At 41.0% G+C, this 15,133-nt stretch carries 17 protein-coding genes; 7 read left to right on the top strand and 10 right to left on the bottom strand.

Annotated elements, in window-relative coordinates:
* Positions 1-168: 168 nt before the first annotated feature.
* The 7 genes from trmB to U5K72_20455 form a co-directional block, all read right to left on the bottom strand.
* Positions 169-828: a tRNA (guanosine(46)-N7)-methyltransferase TrmB gene (gene trmB / locus U5K72_20485; protein ID MDZ7721212.1), complete on the bottom strand. Its 660-nt coding sequence runs from the start codon at positions 826-828 to the stop codon at positions 169-171.
* A 14-nt stretch (positions 829-842) separates the two neighbouring features.
* Entirely contained in the window at positions 843-1,421 is a 579-nt protein-coding gene (locus U5K72_20480; protein ID MDZ7721211.1) for a thioredoxin family protein, read from the bottom strand.
* A gap of 112 nt (positions 1,422-1,533) precedes the next feature.
* Positions 1,534-2,580 (bottom strand): PA0069 family radical SAM protein, encoded by a 1,047-nt coding sequence (locus U5K72_20475; GenBank protein MDZ7721210.1) that lies wholly within the window; start codon positions 2,578-2,580, stop codon positions 1,534-1,536.
* Positions 2,581-2,842: 262 nt separating this feature from the next.
* Complete coding sequence (locus U5K72_20470; protein ID MDZ7721209.1) at positions 2,843-3,319, bottom strand: nucleotidyl transferase AbiEii/AbiGii toxin family protein; 477 nt, start codon at positions 3,317-3,319, stop codon at positions 2,843-2,845.
* A 133-nt stretch (positions 3,320-3,452) separates the two neighbouring features.
* The gene (locus U5K72_20465; GenBank protein ID MDZ7721208.1) at positions 3,453-4,643 is read right to left on the bottom strand and encodes an aspartate aminotransferase family protein; all 1,191 of its coding nucleotides are present in this window, start codon (positions 4,641-4,643) and stop codon (positions 3,453-3,455) included.
* 6 nt (positions 4,644-4,649) lie between these two features.
* Positions 4,650-5,279, bottom strand: coding sequence for a thioredoxin family protein (locus U5K72_20460; protein MDZ7721207.1), 630 nt, complete (start codon positions 5,277-5,279; stop codon positions 4,650-4,652).
* A 25-nt stretch (positions 5,280-5,304) separates the two neighbouring features.
* Complete coding sequence (locus U5K72_20455; protein ID MDZ7721206.1) at positions 5,305-6,195, bottom strand: UbiA family prenyltransferase; 891 nt, start codon at positions 6,193-6,195, stop codon at positions 5,305-5,307.
* A 328-nt stretch (positions 6,196-6,523) separates the two neighbouring features.
* Here U5K72_20455 and U5K72_20450 point away from each other — a divergent pair, with 328 nt between their 5' ends.
* Positions 6,524-7,423 (top strand): 3-methyladenine DNA glycosylase, encoded by a 900-nt coding sequence (locus tag U5K72_20450; protein MDZ7721205.1) that lies wholly within the window; start codon positions 6,524-6,526, stop codon positions 7,421-7,423.
* A 69-nt stretch (positions 7,424-7,492) separates the two neighbouring features.
* On the opposite strand, the gene U5K72_20445 is transcribed toward U5K72_20450, so the two are convergent.
* Positions 7,493-7,705, bottom strand: coding sequence for a DUF2442 domain-containing protein (locus U5K72_20445; protein ID MDZ7721204.1), 213 nt, complete (start codon positions 7,703-7,705; stop codon positions 7,493-7,495).
* Between the two features lie 95 nt (positions 7,706-7,800).
* Positions 7,801-9,006: an anhydro-N-acetylmuramic acid kinase gene (locus U5K72_20440; GenBank protein MDZ7721203.1), complete on the bottom strand. Its 1,206-nt coding sequence runs from the start codon at positions 9,004-9,006 to the stop codon at positions 7,801-7,803.
* Positions 9,007-9,048: 42 nt separating this feature from the next.
* On the opposite strand from U5K72_20440, the gene U5K72_20435 reads away from it, so the two are divergent.
* Entirely contained in the window at positions 9,049-9,303 is a 255-nt protein-coding gene (locus U5K72_20435) for a hypothetical protein (GenBank protein MDZ7721202.1), read from the top strand.
* 136 nt (positions 9,304-9,439) lie between these two features.
* Positions 9,440-9,868, top strand: coding sequence for a hypothetical protein (locus U5K72_20430; protein MDZ7721201.1), 429 nt, complete (start codon positions 9,440-9,442; stop codon positions 9,866-9,868).
* 31 nt (positions 9,869-9,899) lie between these two features.
* On the opposite strand, the gene U5K72_20425 is transcribed toward U5K72_20430, so the two are convergent.
* Positions 9,900-11,993: an APC family permease gene (locus U5K72_20425; protein MDZ7721200.1), complete on the bottom strand. Its 2,094-nt coding sequence runs from the start codon at positions 11,991-11,993 to the stop codon at positions 9,900-9,902.
* A gap of 468 nt (positions 11,994-12,461) precedes the next feature.
* Here U5K72_20425 and U5K72_20420 point away from each other — a divergent pair, with 468 nt between their 5' ends.
* From U5K72_20420 to U5K72_20405, 4 genes are all read left to right on the top strand, one after another.
* Positions 12,462-13,298 carry an ABC transporter ATP-binding protein gene (locus U5K72_20420; GenBank protein MDZ7721199.1) on the top strand — a complete coding sequence of 279 codons (837 nt, stop codon included), beginning with the start codon at positions 12,462-12,464 and terminating at the stop codon, positions 13,296-13,298.
* A gap of 7 nt (positions 13,299-13,305) precedes the next feature.
* Positions 13,306-14,073 carry a hypothetical protein gene (locus U5K72_20415; GenBank protein MDZ7721198.1) on the top strand — a complete coding sequence of 256 codons (768 nt, stop codon included), beginning with the start codon at positions 13,306-13,308 and terminating at the stop codon, positions 14,071-14,073.
* Positions 14,073-14,423, top strand: a complete 351-nt coding sequence (locus U5K72_20410) for a GntR family transcriptional regulator (GenBank protein MDZ7721197.1) — start codon at positions 14,073-14,075, stop codon at positions 14,421-14,423. Before U5K72_20415 ends, U5K72_20410 begins: the two co-directional genes overlap by 1 nt.
* Positions 14,424-14,515: 92 nt before the next feature.
* Entirely contained in the window at positions 14,516-15,133 is a 618-nt protein-coding gene (locus U5K72_20405) for an ABC transporter ATP-binding protein (GenBank protein ID MDZ7721196.1), read from the top strand.

Genomic DNA, 15,133 nt, shown 5'->3' with positions numbered 1-15,133 from the left:
AGCGTCCTGCCAGGCAATAGCTCCTGCCAGAGTCGCATGGATCGATTTTCGAGGGGAATACCTTATCCCACAACTCTGACAGGAACCGAAAAGTACGGTGCTCTGTCAGGTTGTTTGACTTAAACCGCTAAACATGTACAGAGCTTCGGAACGAGTAAAAGTAATCAACTACAGCGTAAAACTGACGTAGTGAATAGTTTTTCCGGCTTTCAGATGCTTTTTCTCATAAAATGTCTTATGAGTAAGCAGCTCGTTATCAGGCTCCTCCTTATAGATGTCATCTACTTTTTTGATGATTTCACAGCCCTCCTCCTCAATAGTCTCAAGTGTAAAATTAAAGAGAAGATCTGAATCAGTTTTCAGGTGAATCAAACCGCCGGGTTTCAAAACATTTCTGTAGATCTCAAGAAATTTTGGTGAGGTAAGTCTTTGCCTGGATCGTGATCCTCTTGGATGCGGATCGGGAAAGGTGATCCAGATTTCATCCACTTCACTCTTCTCAAAATAATCCTCAAGGTGATCAATCAGCATTCGAATAAACCGAACATGATTCAGTTCTTGATTCAGAGCGTATTTGGCACCTTTCCAGATTCGATTTCCCTTCAGATCAATCCCTATATAGTTTTTATTGGGATTATTTTCAGCAAAATAGATGGTGTATTCGGCCTTTCCACAGGCTAATTCGAGAACAATAGAATTATCATTCTCAAAAATCTTTTTATGCCATTCTCCTTTCGGAGTTGGCTCGTCTTCAAAATCGGTATATTCAAACACGTTTTGAAAACGAGCAATATCCTCAAATCTCTGAAGCTTGTTTTTATTCCCCATAAAGTGATAAACCGTTAACCATACCAGGCCGGCTCATTTCCCTTCTTCCATTTAATGTTGCAACCCATACTGGGAATCTGTTTTTCAGGAGCAGGTTCACCGGCCAACAAACGATCCGTTGCATTCCTCAAGTCTTCACCGGTAGGTTCTATGCCATTTTTGGGACGGGCATCATCGAATTGGCCCCTGTAGTAAAGCTCCTGCTTTTCATCAAACAGAAACAGGTCGGGAGTGCAGGCCGCTTTATAGGCGTGTGCAGCTTCCTGATCTTCATCAAACAAGTAAGGAAACGGATAGCCAAACTTCTCTGCATCCTCTTTCATCTTATCCGGGGCATCTTCAGGATAATTTTCAATATCGTTCGAACTGATCGCAACAATCCCCACATCCTTTGGCATGTAATCTGTAGCGTAATCTACAAGGTGCTTTTTAATCAATTTCACATACGGACAGTGATTGCAAATAAACATGACTAAAAAAGCTCTGTTTCTCTCAAAGTCTGCAGGTTTGTAGGTTCTGCCCGAGACTACATCGTGAAGTGTAAAATCCGGGGCTTTGGTTCCAAGTTCCAGCATTGTCGATTCAACTGCCATATCAATAGTTTGGTTTAATTATCATTTATTATATAACAATATGCGTTTGCATCTCATTCAAACTAATAAAAAATAAGAATTTTTTGATGGTTTGTAAGCAGCAACCATATTCTTAAAATAAACGGAGCTGATCTGTGGAAGGTCTCCTAAAATGTTTGGTTTCCAGTGGTTGATTCTTCTGATTTAACCCCAGCCGTTTCGTGTGAATTTGCAAAAGCTGTCGAATTTGATCTCCAAAAGGTCCGTCAACCTTAAATCTCTCTCCCCATTCCGAACGATTCAGCTTTCCATCCTTCATATTTTTAATACGGTTCAACACCTTCTTTTTTCGATTGGGGTGATGATCCTCCAGCCACTTTACAAACAGATCTTTAACAGCGTAAGGCAATCTCAGCGGAACAACCGCAACTGATTCAGCACCAGCATCTGCCGATGCTTCCATGATGGGTACAAGTTCTTCATCCGTTAATCCGGGAATAAGCGGTGCAATATTTACATTCACCGGAATTCCGGCTTCTGTCAATTCACGCACAGCTTTAAGCCTTCGATTCGGCCTGGAAGTACGAGGCTCCATCGTGTCGGTAAGCGTTTTGTCAAGAGAGGTAATAGACAGAACTACTTTTACCGCATTCTTTTCAGCCAATTTAGAAAGCAGATCGATATCTCGCGTAACCTGGTAGTTCTTGGTAATAACAACTAACGGATGATTACATTCCGCCAATACTTCAATACAGCCTCTTGTAACCTCAAGTTTCTTTTCAATGGGCTGATAAGGATCCGTAACCCCGCTCATGACCAATGTTTGCGGCTTCCAGCTTTTCGCTGCCAGTTTTTGCCGCAGGAGTTTTGGCGCATCATACTTCACCACAATTTTGGATTCGAAGTCCAACCCGGGGCTCATTCCAAGATATTCGTGAGTCGGCCGGGCGTAACAATAGACACAACCGTGTTCGCATCCCCTGTAGGGATTTACGCTTACATCAAATGAGATATCCGGGCTTTTGTTGGTTGATATGATTTCTGAAGTGTGATCAGTCAGAAATTGCGTATCCGGACGTTCGATCTCTCCGGTCTCTTCATCCACATCATACTCAAGATGGGTATCTAAAAATCTGTTTTTAGGATTGTGAGCACTTCCTCTGCCTTTGATTGGTTCCATAACATACACATGTTTTATACATGTAAAATGTATGGGCTAAAACTCTGGTAATCAACCCGTCTTTCGTTTTCTCTAATAACTTATTTTGTCAGAATCTTTTCTTTTCTCATCGATACTGCGATATCTGAAAAGACCCTTAGAATGTTGTGGTGGGTGGAGCCGAAACACAAATCGGTATAAATTGTGGATTTTTTTATAGTAATCCTTTCCGGGCGAAAATACCCATTGATCCCTGCGAGCTTGTTCAAACGAACTGAATTTATCAATTCCCATCATTGTCCTCTCTTTCAATTTTTTTCAGGAGAAATTTTACGTCAAGCTGATCGATTTCCCTGTATGTATTTCTTTTCATTTCAAGAAGTGAACGAGGTGTGGCTATTCTCATAGGCTGATCATCTATGTTGCGCAGTTCAAATTGAATATCATCATACGAAAACATTTCACCGATATTAACAATTAAATCAATCGAAAATCCATCCGGAGTTCCATATCGAATAACCGGATACTTGTTTAATTCATTTAGTGAAATTTCCTGAATAGCCGGATCATCAAACACTTGGTGAAGGGCTTTTCTTAGTCTGGCAATATTTTCTTCTGTGGGCTTGAGAAATAGATCTATATCCTGAGTTGCTCTCGGAAATCCATGTAGGACCACTGCAAATCCACCAATCAGAACATACTCTACTTTTTCTTTTTGCAGAGCAGAAATAACGCTAAAAAAATTTTCATACAGATCCATAAAACCATTTCCTGAACACGAATATTCATAGTTAATATACCCGCTCCAATTCTAAAATTCATAAAAAGTAACTCTTCAGGTACGTGGAATTAATGAATTGCTTGATAAACAGATTTCTGGATCTGAAAGAGCATTACAAATTATTTAATACTGATTCCCTTATAACTTGAAGAGATTCTTCAAGAAGTATTCGCTCAATAATCAATGGCGGAGCGATTCGAATCAATGAATTTGAATGCAACGTCCAGCCGAGAATCAGGCCTTGTTCAAAACAGTGTTTAACTACTTTTTGGGTGAGTTCAGCATCTCGTAACTGAAGTCCCAGCATGGCTCCGCGTCCGCGAACCTCAACAATTCCCTCTCCTTTTAAAATGTTTCTCGCGATGTTTTCGATCTCGGTTGCTTTTGCTCCAAAATCATCACTCAACAGCGTTTGAAGACTGGCATGAGCAGCAGCACAACTGACCGGATGACCGCCAAACGTCGTCACGTGATTCAGCGGCGGATCTTTTTTGAAAACCTCAAATATTTCGGATGAGGATACAAAAGCCCCCATCGGCATGCCCCCTGCCATCGCTTTTGCCAGGCAGATGATATCTGGAACTACATTATAAAACTCAAATGCAAACAAACTCCCTGTTCTGAAAAACCCGGTTTGAATTTCATCAAAAATGAGGAGTGATCCGGTTTCATTGCATCTCTGCCTCACTGTTTGCAGCCATTCTTTTTCAGCAGGAATGATTCCGCCTTCGCCCTGAATCGGCTCCATGATAACCGCCGCGGTCTCCTCATCAATCAGATCAAATACTGTATCAGAATTGAATTCAGAAAAATGAACATTTGGCAGAAGTGGCTGATACGGATCACGATAAACATCTCGCCCGGTTACACTTAACGAGCCGTGAGTATCCCCATGGTAGCTGTTGTGAAAAGCTACAAATTTACTCCGGCCTGTAAACTTCTTTGCCAGTTTCAGAGCTCCTTCCACGGACTCTGTTCCGCTATTAACAAAATAGACACGATCCAGTTTTTTGGGAAGCTGATTGCACAAAAGCTGAGCAAACTTGCTCTGCGGATTCTGGATAAATTCGCCGTACACCATCACATGGAGATGTTTCTCCAACTGTTTCTCAATCGCTTTTATCACACTCGGGTGGCGATGTCCAAGACTACTCACAGCAATTCCTGAAATCAGATCTGTAAACTTTCTGCCATCCGTTGTATAGATATACGGACCTTCCGCCCGGTCAATTTCAAGCCCCATCGGATCATCGCTGGTTTGAGCAACATGATTATAAAACGATTGGCTCGACTCAGACATCATCTAATTTTATTCCCTGTTTCCCCATTTCTCTATCAATGCAATAAATTCATCCTGAACGGAAGCTGTTTTGTCATCGGCGTACCATTTGTGCAGTTTTTCCGCTTTTTCGCGCGAGGAGTATTCGTCATTATCTTTTAAGTCTTCAAAAAGCTTTTGAGCTTCATCGGGTCGCGGCCCCCATTCGCCCAATAGATCCAATGTTTTTGAATCCAGGCAGATCAGCTTCGGGATTGACCGGGCCCGGCCATTGGTTAAAAATTGATCCATAATTTCAAGATGTTCATCCCTTAAAATAAACCGCGTTTGGATCATTTTTGTTTGATCCGCCATTTTCTGGACTACCGGAATTATTTGACCGGCATCTCCGCACCAGCCTTCAGTAAGAATTAACCACGTTAACGAACGATCCAATTGCTCCAGTTTCTCGACGAGTTCCTCTTTTAATTCCGTTCGGCGGTCCAGGCGATTCATTCTGTGCACATTCATCTTGGTGTAGTGCAGCATAGAATCGGAATGATTTTCGCCGGTTGTTTTATTCTTTTCAAGTAAGTTATCAACTAACTCACGATACTCGTCGTATGTATATGCATTTTCTATGACGTCTCGAGAAATAATAGCCGTTTTTACATCTGTCATTGTACTTCCAAAATCTTAAATCTTATTAAAAATAGTTTGATAAAAATGTTTGTCCGAACCATTCGTACCTAATGATGTTCGATATCAACAAGAAAATTACGAAGGATAACGATGCAAAAAATTTAATATTCATCACCTCCTGGTATTCTTCCTGACCTCCCTCCAATCCGGAAACAAATCCGTTTATGATAATGAACGAACATAAACCTACGATGAAGAGGACAACAGCGGGAATACTGTAGATCCGGTAAAAACCGGCACACAGCAGCATCAATCCCAAAAGGTATGTAGATTGAAAAAATCGCTGAACACCATGTTGGCCGAACTTTACAAAGAACGTTACATCACCCCGCTTTGAATCTTCATCAGCCTGGTAAATTTGTGAGACCGGGTAAAGACTTAGCAATATGAGTGATGCTCCTATTCCACTCAACAAAATTTCTAAAGAAAATAGTCCACCGGCTGCCCAAAAACCCAAAAAGACCGAATTCAAACCTGTGCTGATTCCAATGGCGATAAGGCTCAGAATAGGATCTCCTTTCCACCTTGCATGAGGAGTTGAGTAGAGCCAGAAAAGTATCAAGCTGATTCCATAAACTATAAAGTAAGACCAACCTGCGCTGAGTGCCCACGCCCAACCGGCAAACATCATCAACAAAGAAACGTGGTGCATCCAGGAAGTCATTTTGGGTGGATGTTTAAGCCCTCCGATCGGACCTTCATCTTTATCCCAATAAGAATTAAAAGCCGTTGCACCGCCATAAAGGAGTACATGAACATTCAGAAATTGAAGCCAAAACTGCGAAAACTGCATCTGATCTGCCAGCAATCCACCCAAAAGATATCCCCCGGAAAGGATAAAAAACTGGTAATGCAGCCGGAGATGAAGGATGAAGTTTTTGATTTCTTGGAACATCGATCTAAAATCTATGTTTTCTGGCATGATTTCCCTGGACTGATGGCGCCCCGAAAGGGACCCTGTTGCAAGCAGGGACCTCGCGTATCCACTTATAATCGATCACTCGTTCCGAAGCCCTGGAAGCTCCGCTTCAATTTAATTGATCTAGATTAAAATCGCCCGCTAAAAGGATTTCAGTTCAACTCGTCAGGAGCTACTTGAATGTCGGTGCCATGCAAGCACGCTCGCGCTATGCATGGCATGGAGATCCGCGAAGTTTTTGGAAACTTCGCGGATCTTTAAAATCACATTTACATCCCAAACATAAGAATCATATTTTTAACAGATGTTAAAAGTTTTCGAACAGATATCGCCGGATGCTTCTGTATTACAGGAAGAGGATTGGGTGGCTCAAATGAATGATCACGAGGAGTCTCTTTCCGAAGTACTCGATCCCTACCTTGAAAAACGATCACGCCAGGAGAAAGACCCGGTTCTCGATTTCCTTTTCGAGTATTACGCATTTCGTCCCTCACATCTGATGCGATGGTCGCCCGGAATTGGAACTACTCTGCAATACAGCGATAAATCTAACCTTCCTGAAATTTCTGAACTGAGCTGTTCGAATGGTCTTGCCCGACTCGATCCTACGTTCTTTCCTCAAAAAAGAGTTCGATCTGCCAAATGGACTCTCGAGCTTCTCGAAAAAAGTGCCGAACGAAAACCGATGTTTGGCTGCTTTGGAATGCATGAGTGGGCGATGGTCTATCGCGCAGAGAATGTTCGGCATCAACAGATTCCGCTACGGCTCTCGGACGATGAGATTGCTGAGTTTGTGGAATCGCGTCCGCTGGTTTGCACTCATTTTGATGCATTTCGGTTCTTTACGGATAAAGCCCAACCGATGAATAAGAATCAACTCAGCCGCGAAACATTCCAGGATACCGAGCAACCCGGTTGCGTTCACACCAATATGGATCTTTACAAGTGGGCGTTTAAACTACATCCGTGGGTTTCAAGCGAGCTTATTCGTGAGGCTTTTTTCAATGCACTGGAAACCCGAAAAGTGGATATGCAGGCAAGTCCGTACGATGCTACGGAGTTTGGCTTGGATCCTATCAAAATTGAAACAGAGACGGGGAGAAAGAAATACGTAGAACGGCAAATGGAGATTTATCAGAATTCACAACCTATTCGGTATCGGTTGATTAATGCTTATCAAGAAGTGATTCAAACCGTGAGTTGATTTCTTGCCACGGAAACACGGAAATTTAAAATAGTTTTCTGTGCGGCACTGTGTTTCTGTGGCTATCAATCAGGAAAGAAGACCTTGTACTGAAATATCCTCATCCAATGACTCCCAGTGAATTCCAACTCCATTACCAATAAACCGCCAATCATTCTTTTCTTGAGGTGAAGCGTCTCGCAATTTTGGAAACCATTCAATTGGTACAGTTATTTCACGGCCATCTTCAAGAAATACCTTCAATGCATCTTCAGTAAACTCAATACTGGTTGCTTTTAACATTGTTTCAACTGTATTGTGAATAATTTAATTCTTTGCTACTGATACACAGAAATTCACAGAGATACTTTTTGGGTTTCTTCTGTACTTCTGCGGTGTTATTCTGCAAACGAAATCTTCCCAAAATTTACTTTTTTTGTCTTTCCATCTGTTTCCATCGCATATCCATTTCCAGCCAGCATCTCATTCGCTAAAACAGCAAAGAGTACAGCTTCCTTGGCATCTGCTGTAATTCCTAATTCATCAATAGTTCTGATTTCCACTCTCGGCAGCAGCTCATCAATCCGCTTCATCAGGTAGGGATTGTGTGCACCACCCCCGCTTACATAAAGAGTAGCTGATTCATCTTCATCGACATATTGTTTTATGTTTTCTGTGATGGTTCTTGCTGAAAGTTCTGATGCCGTTCGAACCAAATCCTCCGGTTGAAGTTCATTTACGGATATTCCCAAACTCTCCGTCTTTTTTTGAAGCCATTCGAGGTTAAAATACTCCGGTCCCGTTGTTTTGGATCTGTTCTCATCAAACCAGGAATCGTTTAACATCTCATCCAACAATCCTTCATTCACATTTCCGGAAAAAGCGATCTTCCCATCTTTGTCATACGGTTTTTGGAAATAGTGCATTGCAAGTGCATCGATCAATGTATTACCGGGACCGGTGTCCGTTGTAAAGGATTTTTTTGATGATTTTTTGGGCGGCAAATAGGTAAAATTTCCAATCCCGCCAATGTTCAACAAAATTCGGGTTTCCGTTGGATGAGTGAATAATATTTGATCTACCAGCCCGGCCATTGGGGCACCCTCGCCGCCGTGAGCCACATGTTTTTGACGAAAATCGCTGATGGTCAGAATTCCTGTTTTTGATGCAATATGATCTCCATCCCCGATTTGAAGGGTGTTGTTTACTTTATCATCAATCCCTTTCTGATCCCTCGCAGGATAGTGATAGATCGTTTGGCCATGGCTGGCGATACAGTCTACATGATTTCGGTCTACCTTCCATTCCTCCAAAGCCTTTAAAATCATATCTGCATGCAAATGGGCCAGTCGTGTATGCCAATAGCTGATCTCCTTTAACTTCACATTTTCAACCGATGTAATCTTTTTTAACTCTTTTCTGATCTTTTTAGAATATGGAATTGTCTCAAATTCCAGCAGTTCGACAGTTGTATTTTCTCCACTTCCCTGAATCTCACAAAGAGCTATATCGAGGCCATCCAGCGAGGTGCCGGACATCAACCCAATAATTTTTCGAGACTTTTTTTCTGCCAGATCGGCTAATTTTTTTATCGATGGATTCATATTTTATCACTTCATTAAAATCATATCTGAATCATACCAAAGATGCCTGAAGAAACCGAATCGGATTTTCAAGAATGGATCAAAGATGTAGAGTTCCTGGTCCATACATTAAAAGAGAGTTTTGAAGCAACAGACGCGCAATACAATGTCGATGAGATGAACGACATCCTCTATGTTGAACTTGAAGGACTGGATGAATACTCCGATGATGAAATTGTTGAAATCGCCGAACCTGTATTGGAAGTCAGTGAATTGAATTTTGAAGATATTATTCTTCTTCCCTTAAATAGTAAATAAGATTCATCTGATTCTTAAAACCACTTTTTGATGGTGGATTAGAATAGTATACAAGCTTAAATTTTGGCAAAATATCATCCTTATCAGACCGTTCAAAAATCTGTTAGAATGATAATGGATAAATCAATCAGAATTGATGTTTCTTTATAGAACAATTTACCTCACTTCTGTTTTTCTTCTTTCCTTCATGATGGCTTGCAGTACTAACACTGACGATGATAATGCCCGTTACTTTGAATTCACACACCAAAGTGATGACGTCAATTATACAATTGTCGCAAAAACTACAAACGAGGAAGTCATTGCCAAAGCTGAACAGGAGTTATCGCTGCCATTTGAGGAGAGAACTTTGCACATAAACGGCCCTATCGTACGTGGAAATCCAGGGTATAACAGTAGCTGGAGCTGGCATTTTGTGGAGAACGAGTGGGATCTTGTTGAATTATCAACCGAGGTGTGTGACGGACGGCCAGGCTTTGTTGAAGATGAGCTCAACTACTGGGTAGATAATGTTGGCCGTTTTTGTCCTTTTAATTCCCGTGTACTTAAAGAAGTAGATTTATAAAAACCATCCACTGATATTTTTAAAATACTGACTACTCGGAATCTTCTTCCTTTAAAACTACCATAACAGGACATTCTGCTGCATCTTCAATTTTTTGATGTATAGTTCTAAAGAAACTGTTTCTGTCGATATCCTCCGGTTCACCGAGTATAAGAACATCATTTTCGTCGGATATTTTTGAGACCGCCTTTGCGATATTATTCACCTCTGCTTTACTTGCCCGTATGAAATCTTCAGCAATTCCAGCCTGTGTCAATTCAGTGATCATATTTTGTTTCAATTGTTCTATCTCTTTATTCTCCTTCGATTCTGACCCCCGACCCGACAGCAACAAAAGCGATATCGGCAGCTCACTTGACTTGGATAATTCCCGAAGTACTGAAGCAATACGCCTGTTTACCTGGCCTTTTGAATAGATCGGTACTAATAAACGATCTACAGATTCTATAGGATGTGCTGTTAAAACCGCGTGGCTGTCATATTCATCTGAATATTGCTTTATGGTTTTGGGAAGATTAGGTGTAAACACAAGTTCGCTTTCCATCTCTATGTCCAGATCCTCAAGATCGCTCAAAACATCGTTCAGATTTTCCTGTGCTTCATCTTCAAATTCCTTTCTCGATTGTTCGGGACTTGTTTGCTCCGGAACCAACCTGTAGCCTAATACAAGTAACTTTAAATTTTTAAAAGCCTTTAAAAGTGCTTTCGGTAAAGCATTAGGATTTTCTATATCAACGGCCACTGTAACTCTGGGATGTTTAATTTGGTAAGCCTTCTGAGCTGTTTCTGGTAGTGAAAAAACAATTTCTGGAACAAAAAGAAGATACCAGATCAAAGAGAGGACCAGCACTCCAAAACCCAGGTAAATAGACAACGGTTCCATAAAAGCGATCAATCCAAAACTGAAAATCGCTCCCGATACGGGCACAGACCATTTTCCCATGGATTGAAAAGCCGGTTGATACCACCAGGGACGATTGTATTTAATTCTAATTAAGGTTATGCAGATCATTCCATACATAATGAGGTGTAAAAATGAAGCAACCTCAGCCAATATTTCAATTCTGCCCATCAATGTTAATCCTGTCATGGGAACTCCAACAACCATCAGAGCTATATGCGGAGTACCAAAACGGTCGTTCACCTTGCTGATTGATTTGGGTATCATTTCGTCTTTACTCAGTGCATAAACAGCACGTGATGAACTTAAGATAGAAGCATTTGCACTCGATAAAGTTGCCAAAAGCCCCGCCGTTAAAATTGCCAGGGCCCCAAAATCTCCTATTAATTCCCGCGCAACACCTACCATTGCAGTTTCACCGAGTTGACCCAGTTCTTCGTTTGATAACGTACTTGTACTAACAAACAGTGCTGCCACATAAAGTAACATTACTACAATTACGCTTCCGATCATTGCACGAGGCAGATTTTGAACCGGATTTTTAATCTCTCCTGCTACATTTGCAATCTGTACAAATCCAAGATAGGAAGTAAAAATAAGAGCGGTTGTGGTTAGAACTGGCCAATACCCCTTGGGAGCAAAAGTGTCAGGCACTGCTGCTTCTCCAATCAAACCGGTGGCATCTAAAATGCCATACCCGAATAGTAAAACAAGAATAGCAGCTAATGAAATCACCACTTGATTTTGCAATTTACCTGCCCCCTTGGTACCCAACACATTAACGAGCGTTAAAATTATGGCAATAAGAAAGGCAATGAGTACCATCGGGTCACCCAAATTCAATCCCACCTCTTCCAATATTTCAATCATGTATTGAGCAAATCCTGTCAGGTAAAAAGCACTTGCAAATACAAGACCGACCCACTGCCCCACACCTACTATAAATCCGGCATTAGCACCAAAAATGCGTGACACATAGTAATAAGCCCCACCATTCTCAGGCATGGCTGTTGCTAACTCTGAACTGGATAGTGCTACAAGAAGTGCTATTGCTCCACCTAAAACAAAGGATAATATTGCTGCAACTCCTGCCTCTCCGGCTGCTAAACCCGGAAAAACAAAAATTCCGGCTCCAACCATTGTACCGATTCCTATGGTTAATGCCTCACTTAAACCAAGAGTACGCTCAAGTTTTTTATGTTTTTTTTCTGTTCCGGCAGCCATAAATAGTATAACAAGAATTGCCTCTATTTCATTGAACCTACATTCATTTAGAAAGCAGTAACTAAGATAAATGTTTTAATTTAAGTGGTTTAATTCCACGACTCACCGGGGCGGAAAAGATTTAAGTCCCCCTTTGAAGGGGAAAAGCATGCGGAGTGAGCTGGGGGATGACTATCTGAGTTTTGAAGTGTCCAGACCTTGGTTCTGAGACACAGGAGTTCATCCCCCATTGCCCCCTTCAAAGTGGGGACACTTCACAATAAGTGCATAGATTGTTTAAAAAATTTGGATTATAAGTTGATACCTCGTGGGCTCTGCCCGAAATAGTTCATTTTTAACCGTGAATATTAATCCGGTTTGGCACTAAGAACTATCTATTTTAGATCAATGGACTGAACATTTCTGCAGATTGCTATTGTTTATGTGTATTAGTATACTAATACTATAAGATAATAAACTTATAAAGTTATGGTTACTGTTGAAAATCTGACATTTGCATTTAATAAAAGCCAACCCCTTTTTACCGGTTTAAATATGACTCTTGAGCCGGGAAACACATATGGGCTCTTTGGCTTGAATGGAGCCGGTAAAACTACTCTTCTGAATCATCTTTCAGGAATGTTGTTTCCAAAAAAGGGATCGTGCAACGTACTTGGAAAAAACGTCAGAAAACGTCTCCCTGAGACAATGAGTGAGATTTATATCCTACCGGAACAGTTCGATCTGCCAAAAATGAACGCTGATAGGTATGTAGATTTGCATGCTCCTTTCTATCCGCGGTTTGATCGATCCTATTTAGTTGAAATTCTTGACGAATTCCAGGTCAACAGACAGAAAAATCTCACCGAACTTTCATACGGCCAGCGAAAGAAATTTTTAATCGCCTTTGCCCTGTCTACCCATTCCAAAGTGGTTTTGATGGACGAACCGACTAACGGACTCGATATTCCGTCTAAAAGCCAGTTTCGAAAAATAATGGCGGGCACTGATCAGTCCGAACGCTGTTTTTTGATCTCTACCCACCAGGTTCGGGATCTCGATAGCATTATCGATCATATTATAGTTTTGAACAATGGCAAAATCATTTTCCACCAGAGCGTAATCAATATTTCGAAGACGCTCAACTTCGAAAAAATATCAGATGACAGCGACAGGATTGTGTTGTACAGCGAAGATGCTTTCGGAGGAAAAGCCGCCATCGTTAAAAAAAATAAAAGCTCTAAGGAAACTCAGATTGATCTTGAACTCCTGTTCAACGGAATTATCCAAAAGCAAGATCTGATCAACAACCAGTTTAAATCTTGATTGAATTATGAGTACAATAAATAATCAATTTTCTATTTCCCGGTTTCAATTGGTCTTAAAGAGATACGTGGCCCTGAACCAGCGAACCTGGCTGATCGGGTTTCTCTGCATCGCGGGTTTCCTTTTAGCAATTGCTGTACTTCCTACCATTTCAACCATGTTCAGTGTAGATCGGCCGGGCTTCATTGCCATTCGCGGACTTACACTTTCTCTTTACACGCTGGGCGGATTGATCCTGACAAGCATGATATTTAATGAAGTCCACTCGCCAACAAAAGCTTTCCAATTTCTTACACTTCCTTCAACAACCTCGGAAAAACTTTTTGCCGCTTGGTTTGCAGGATCCGTTGTTTATACTGTAGTATCTATGGTGGCCATAGTAGCTCTGAGTCTTTTAATCGAAACCATAAAGGGAGTTAATACCGGGCATTGGACTCCTTTTAATCTCTTCAATCCATTTTCCGCAGATGTTTTGTCAATGGTTCTCAGATTTTTCTTTTACCAGAGCATTTTTCTGTTGGGAGCTGTCTATTTCAAGAAGAATACGTTCATAAAAACACTGCTTGTTATCATCGTTTTTGTGTTAGGTACTATTTTTATACTGAATATTGGAATGTTGATATTTGGCCTTTCTCAGAATCAAGACCTCTCTATCAACATACAGTTAGATGCACAACAATGGATTACGCCGATCAAGTATATTCTCGGTATTGGATTCACCCTGTTCTTTATTTGGCTCAGTTATTTGCAACTCAAAAACAAGCAGGTGGCCTGATGGATTTCACAGATAAAGAACCGATCTATAAACAGATCTCAGACTATTTCTGTAAACAGATCCTCAAAAAAAAGTGGAAAACGGATGACCGCGTTCCATCCGTTCGGGAGATTGCCGTGCAAATGGAGGTCAATCCAAATACAGCAATGCGGGCCTTTCAGATCCTGCAGGATGAAGAAATCTTAATAAATAAGCGTGGTGTTGGTCATTTTATCGCAGAGGGAGCCTATCAAAAAACACTTGAGCTGCAACGCAGAGAGTTTATTGAACATGACGTACCCGTGTTCTTTCAGAAAATGAAACTACTGGGTTTTTCTTGTGATGAACTTGAAAAGATGATTGGTGAATAACATTCTCCATTAGCCGTACTTCACTGCTCAATATTCTTTTTTGCCAAACTCAAAAGCTTCTCTACCTTATTGGCAAATAAACAAACTACCTTATGCTACTCGAAGGCAAAAATATCCATTTTAAATATGGCGATGAGATCATTTTTAATGATTTCTCTTTTGGATTAAAAGAAGGTGAAAAACTTGTCTTGAAAGGAGAATCAGGGAGTGGGAAATCCACTCTATTTCGACTCATTCTTGGTTTTGAATCTCCGGATAAAGGTGAATTTCTATACAATGGTACTATCCTAAGAGATGGGACTTTGCAATCATTCCGAAAAGAAACTGCCTGGCTTCCACAGGATTTGAATATCGGAATTGGTTCCGTGAAAGAAGTTATTCATTACCCCTTTGAATTCAAGAACAGTTCTACAAAAAAACCTGATATAAAATCGATTGAAGACTTATTAGATGACTTGGGAATGGAGTCATCAATTCTCGAAAAAACATTCTCTGATTTGTCCACCGGTCAGCGTCAGCGGGTTGGAATTTTAATCTGCATTTTGATGGACAAATCCCTGATGCTGTTGGATGAGCCGACCTCGGCGCTGGATCGTGAATCCAAAGAGAAACTTGCAGATCTGTTGTTAAATTCAGACCGGACTATTTTATCCACTTCCCACGATCCGTTTTGGGTGGAACGGTGTGATCGAATCATCGAAATGCAATAA

This window comes from Balneolaceae bacterium, assembly GCA_034521495.1.
Taxonomy (GTDB): Bacteria; Bacteroidota; Rhodothermia; order Balneolales; family Balneolaceae; genus Rhodohalobacter.
This window is presented reverse-complemented; position numbering and strand designations above follow the sequence as displayed.

Excerpts from the sequence above, each read along its gene's own strand:
- U5K72_20475 (MDZ7721210.1), bottom strand. The coding sequence starts at position 2,580 with ATGGAACCAATCAAAGGCAGAGGAAGTGCTCACAATCCTAAAAACAGA.
- U5K72_20425 (MDZ7721200.1), bottom strand. The coding sequence starts at position 11,993 with ATGGCTGCCGGAACAGAAAAAAAACATAAAAAACTTGAGCGTACTCTT.
- U5K72_20465 (MDZ7721208.1), bottom strand. The coding sequence starts at position 4,643 with ATGATGTCTGAGTCGAGCCAATCGTTTTATAATCATGTTGCTCAAACC.
- U5K72_20435 (MDZ7721202.1), top strand. The coding sequence starts at position 9,049 with ATGCCTGAAGAAACCGAATCGGATTTTCAAGAATGGATCAAAGATGTA.
- U5K72_20455 (MDZ7721206.1), bottom strand. The coding sequence starts at position 6,195 with ATGTTCCAAGAAATCAAAAACTTCATCCTTCATCTCCGGCTGCATTAC.
- U5K72_20480 (MDZ7721211.1), bottom strand. The coding sequence starts at position 1,421 with ATGGCAGTTGAATCGACAATGCTGGAACTTGGAACCAAAGCCCCGGAT.
- U5K72_20405 (MDZ7721196.1), top strand. The coding sequence starts at position 14,516 with ATGCTACTCGAAGGCAAAAATATCCATTTTAAATATGGCGATGAGATC.
- U5K72_20410 (MDZ7721197.1), top strand. The coding sequence starts at position 14,073 with ATGGATTTCACAGATAAAGAACCGATCTATAAACAGATCTCAGACTAT.
- U5K72_20430 (MDZ7721201.1), top strand. The coding sequence starts at position 9,440 with ATGTTTCTTTATAGAACAATTTACCTCACTTCTGTTTTTCTTCTTTCC.
- U5K72_20470 (MDZ7721209.1), bottom strand. The coding sequence starts at position 3,319 with ATGGATCTGTATGAAAATTTTTTTAGCGTTATTTCTGCTCTGCAAAAA.
- U5K72_20450 (MDZ7721205.1), top strand. The coding sequence starts at position 6,524 with ATGTTAAAAGTTTTCGAACAGATATCGCCGGATGCTTCTGTATTACAG.
- U5K72_20445 (MDZ7721204.1), bottom strand. The coding sequence starts at position 7,705 with ATGTTAAAAGCAACCAGTATTGAGTTTACTGAAGATGCATTGAAGGTA.
- trmB (MDZ7721212.1), bottom strand. The coding sequence starts at position 828 with ATGGGGAATAAAAACAAGCTTCAGAGATTTGAGGATATTGCTCGTTTT.
- U5K72_20440 (MDZ7721203.1), bottom strand. The coding sequence starts at position 9,006 with ATGAATCCATCGATAAAAAAATTAGCCGATCTGGCAGAAAAAAAGTCT.
- U5K72_20460 (MDZ7721207.1), bottom strand. The coding sequence starts at position 5,279 with ATGACAGATGTAAAAACGGCTATTATTTCTCGAGACGTCATAGAAAAT.
- U5K72_20415 (MDZ7721198.1), top strand. The coding sequence starts at position 13,306 with ATGAGTACAATAAATAATCAATTTTCTATTTCCCGGTTTCAATTGGTC.
- U5K72_20420 (MDZ7721199.1), top strand. The coding sequence starts at position 12,462 with ATGGTTACTGTTGAAAATCTGACATTTGCATTTAATAAAAGCCAACCC.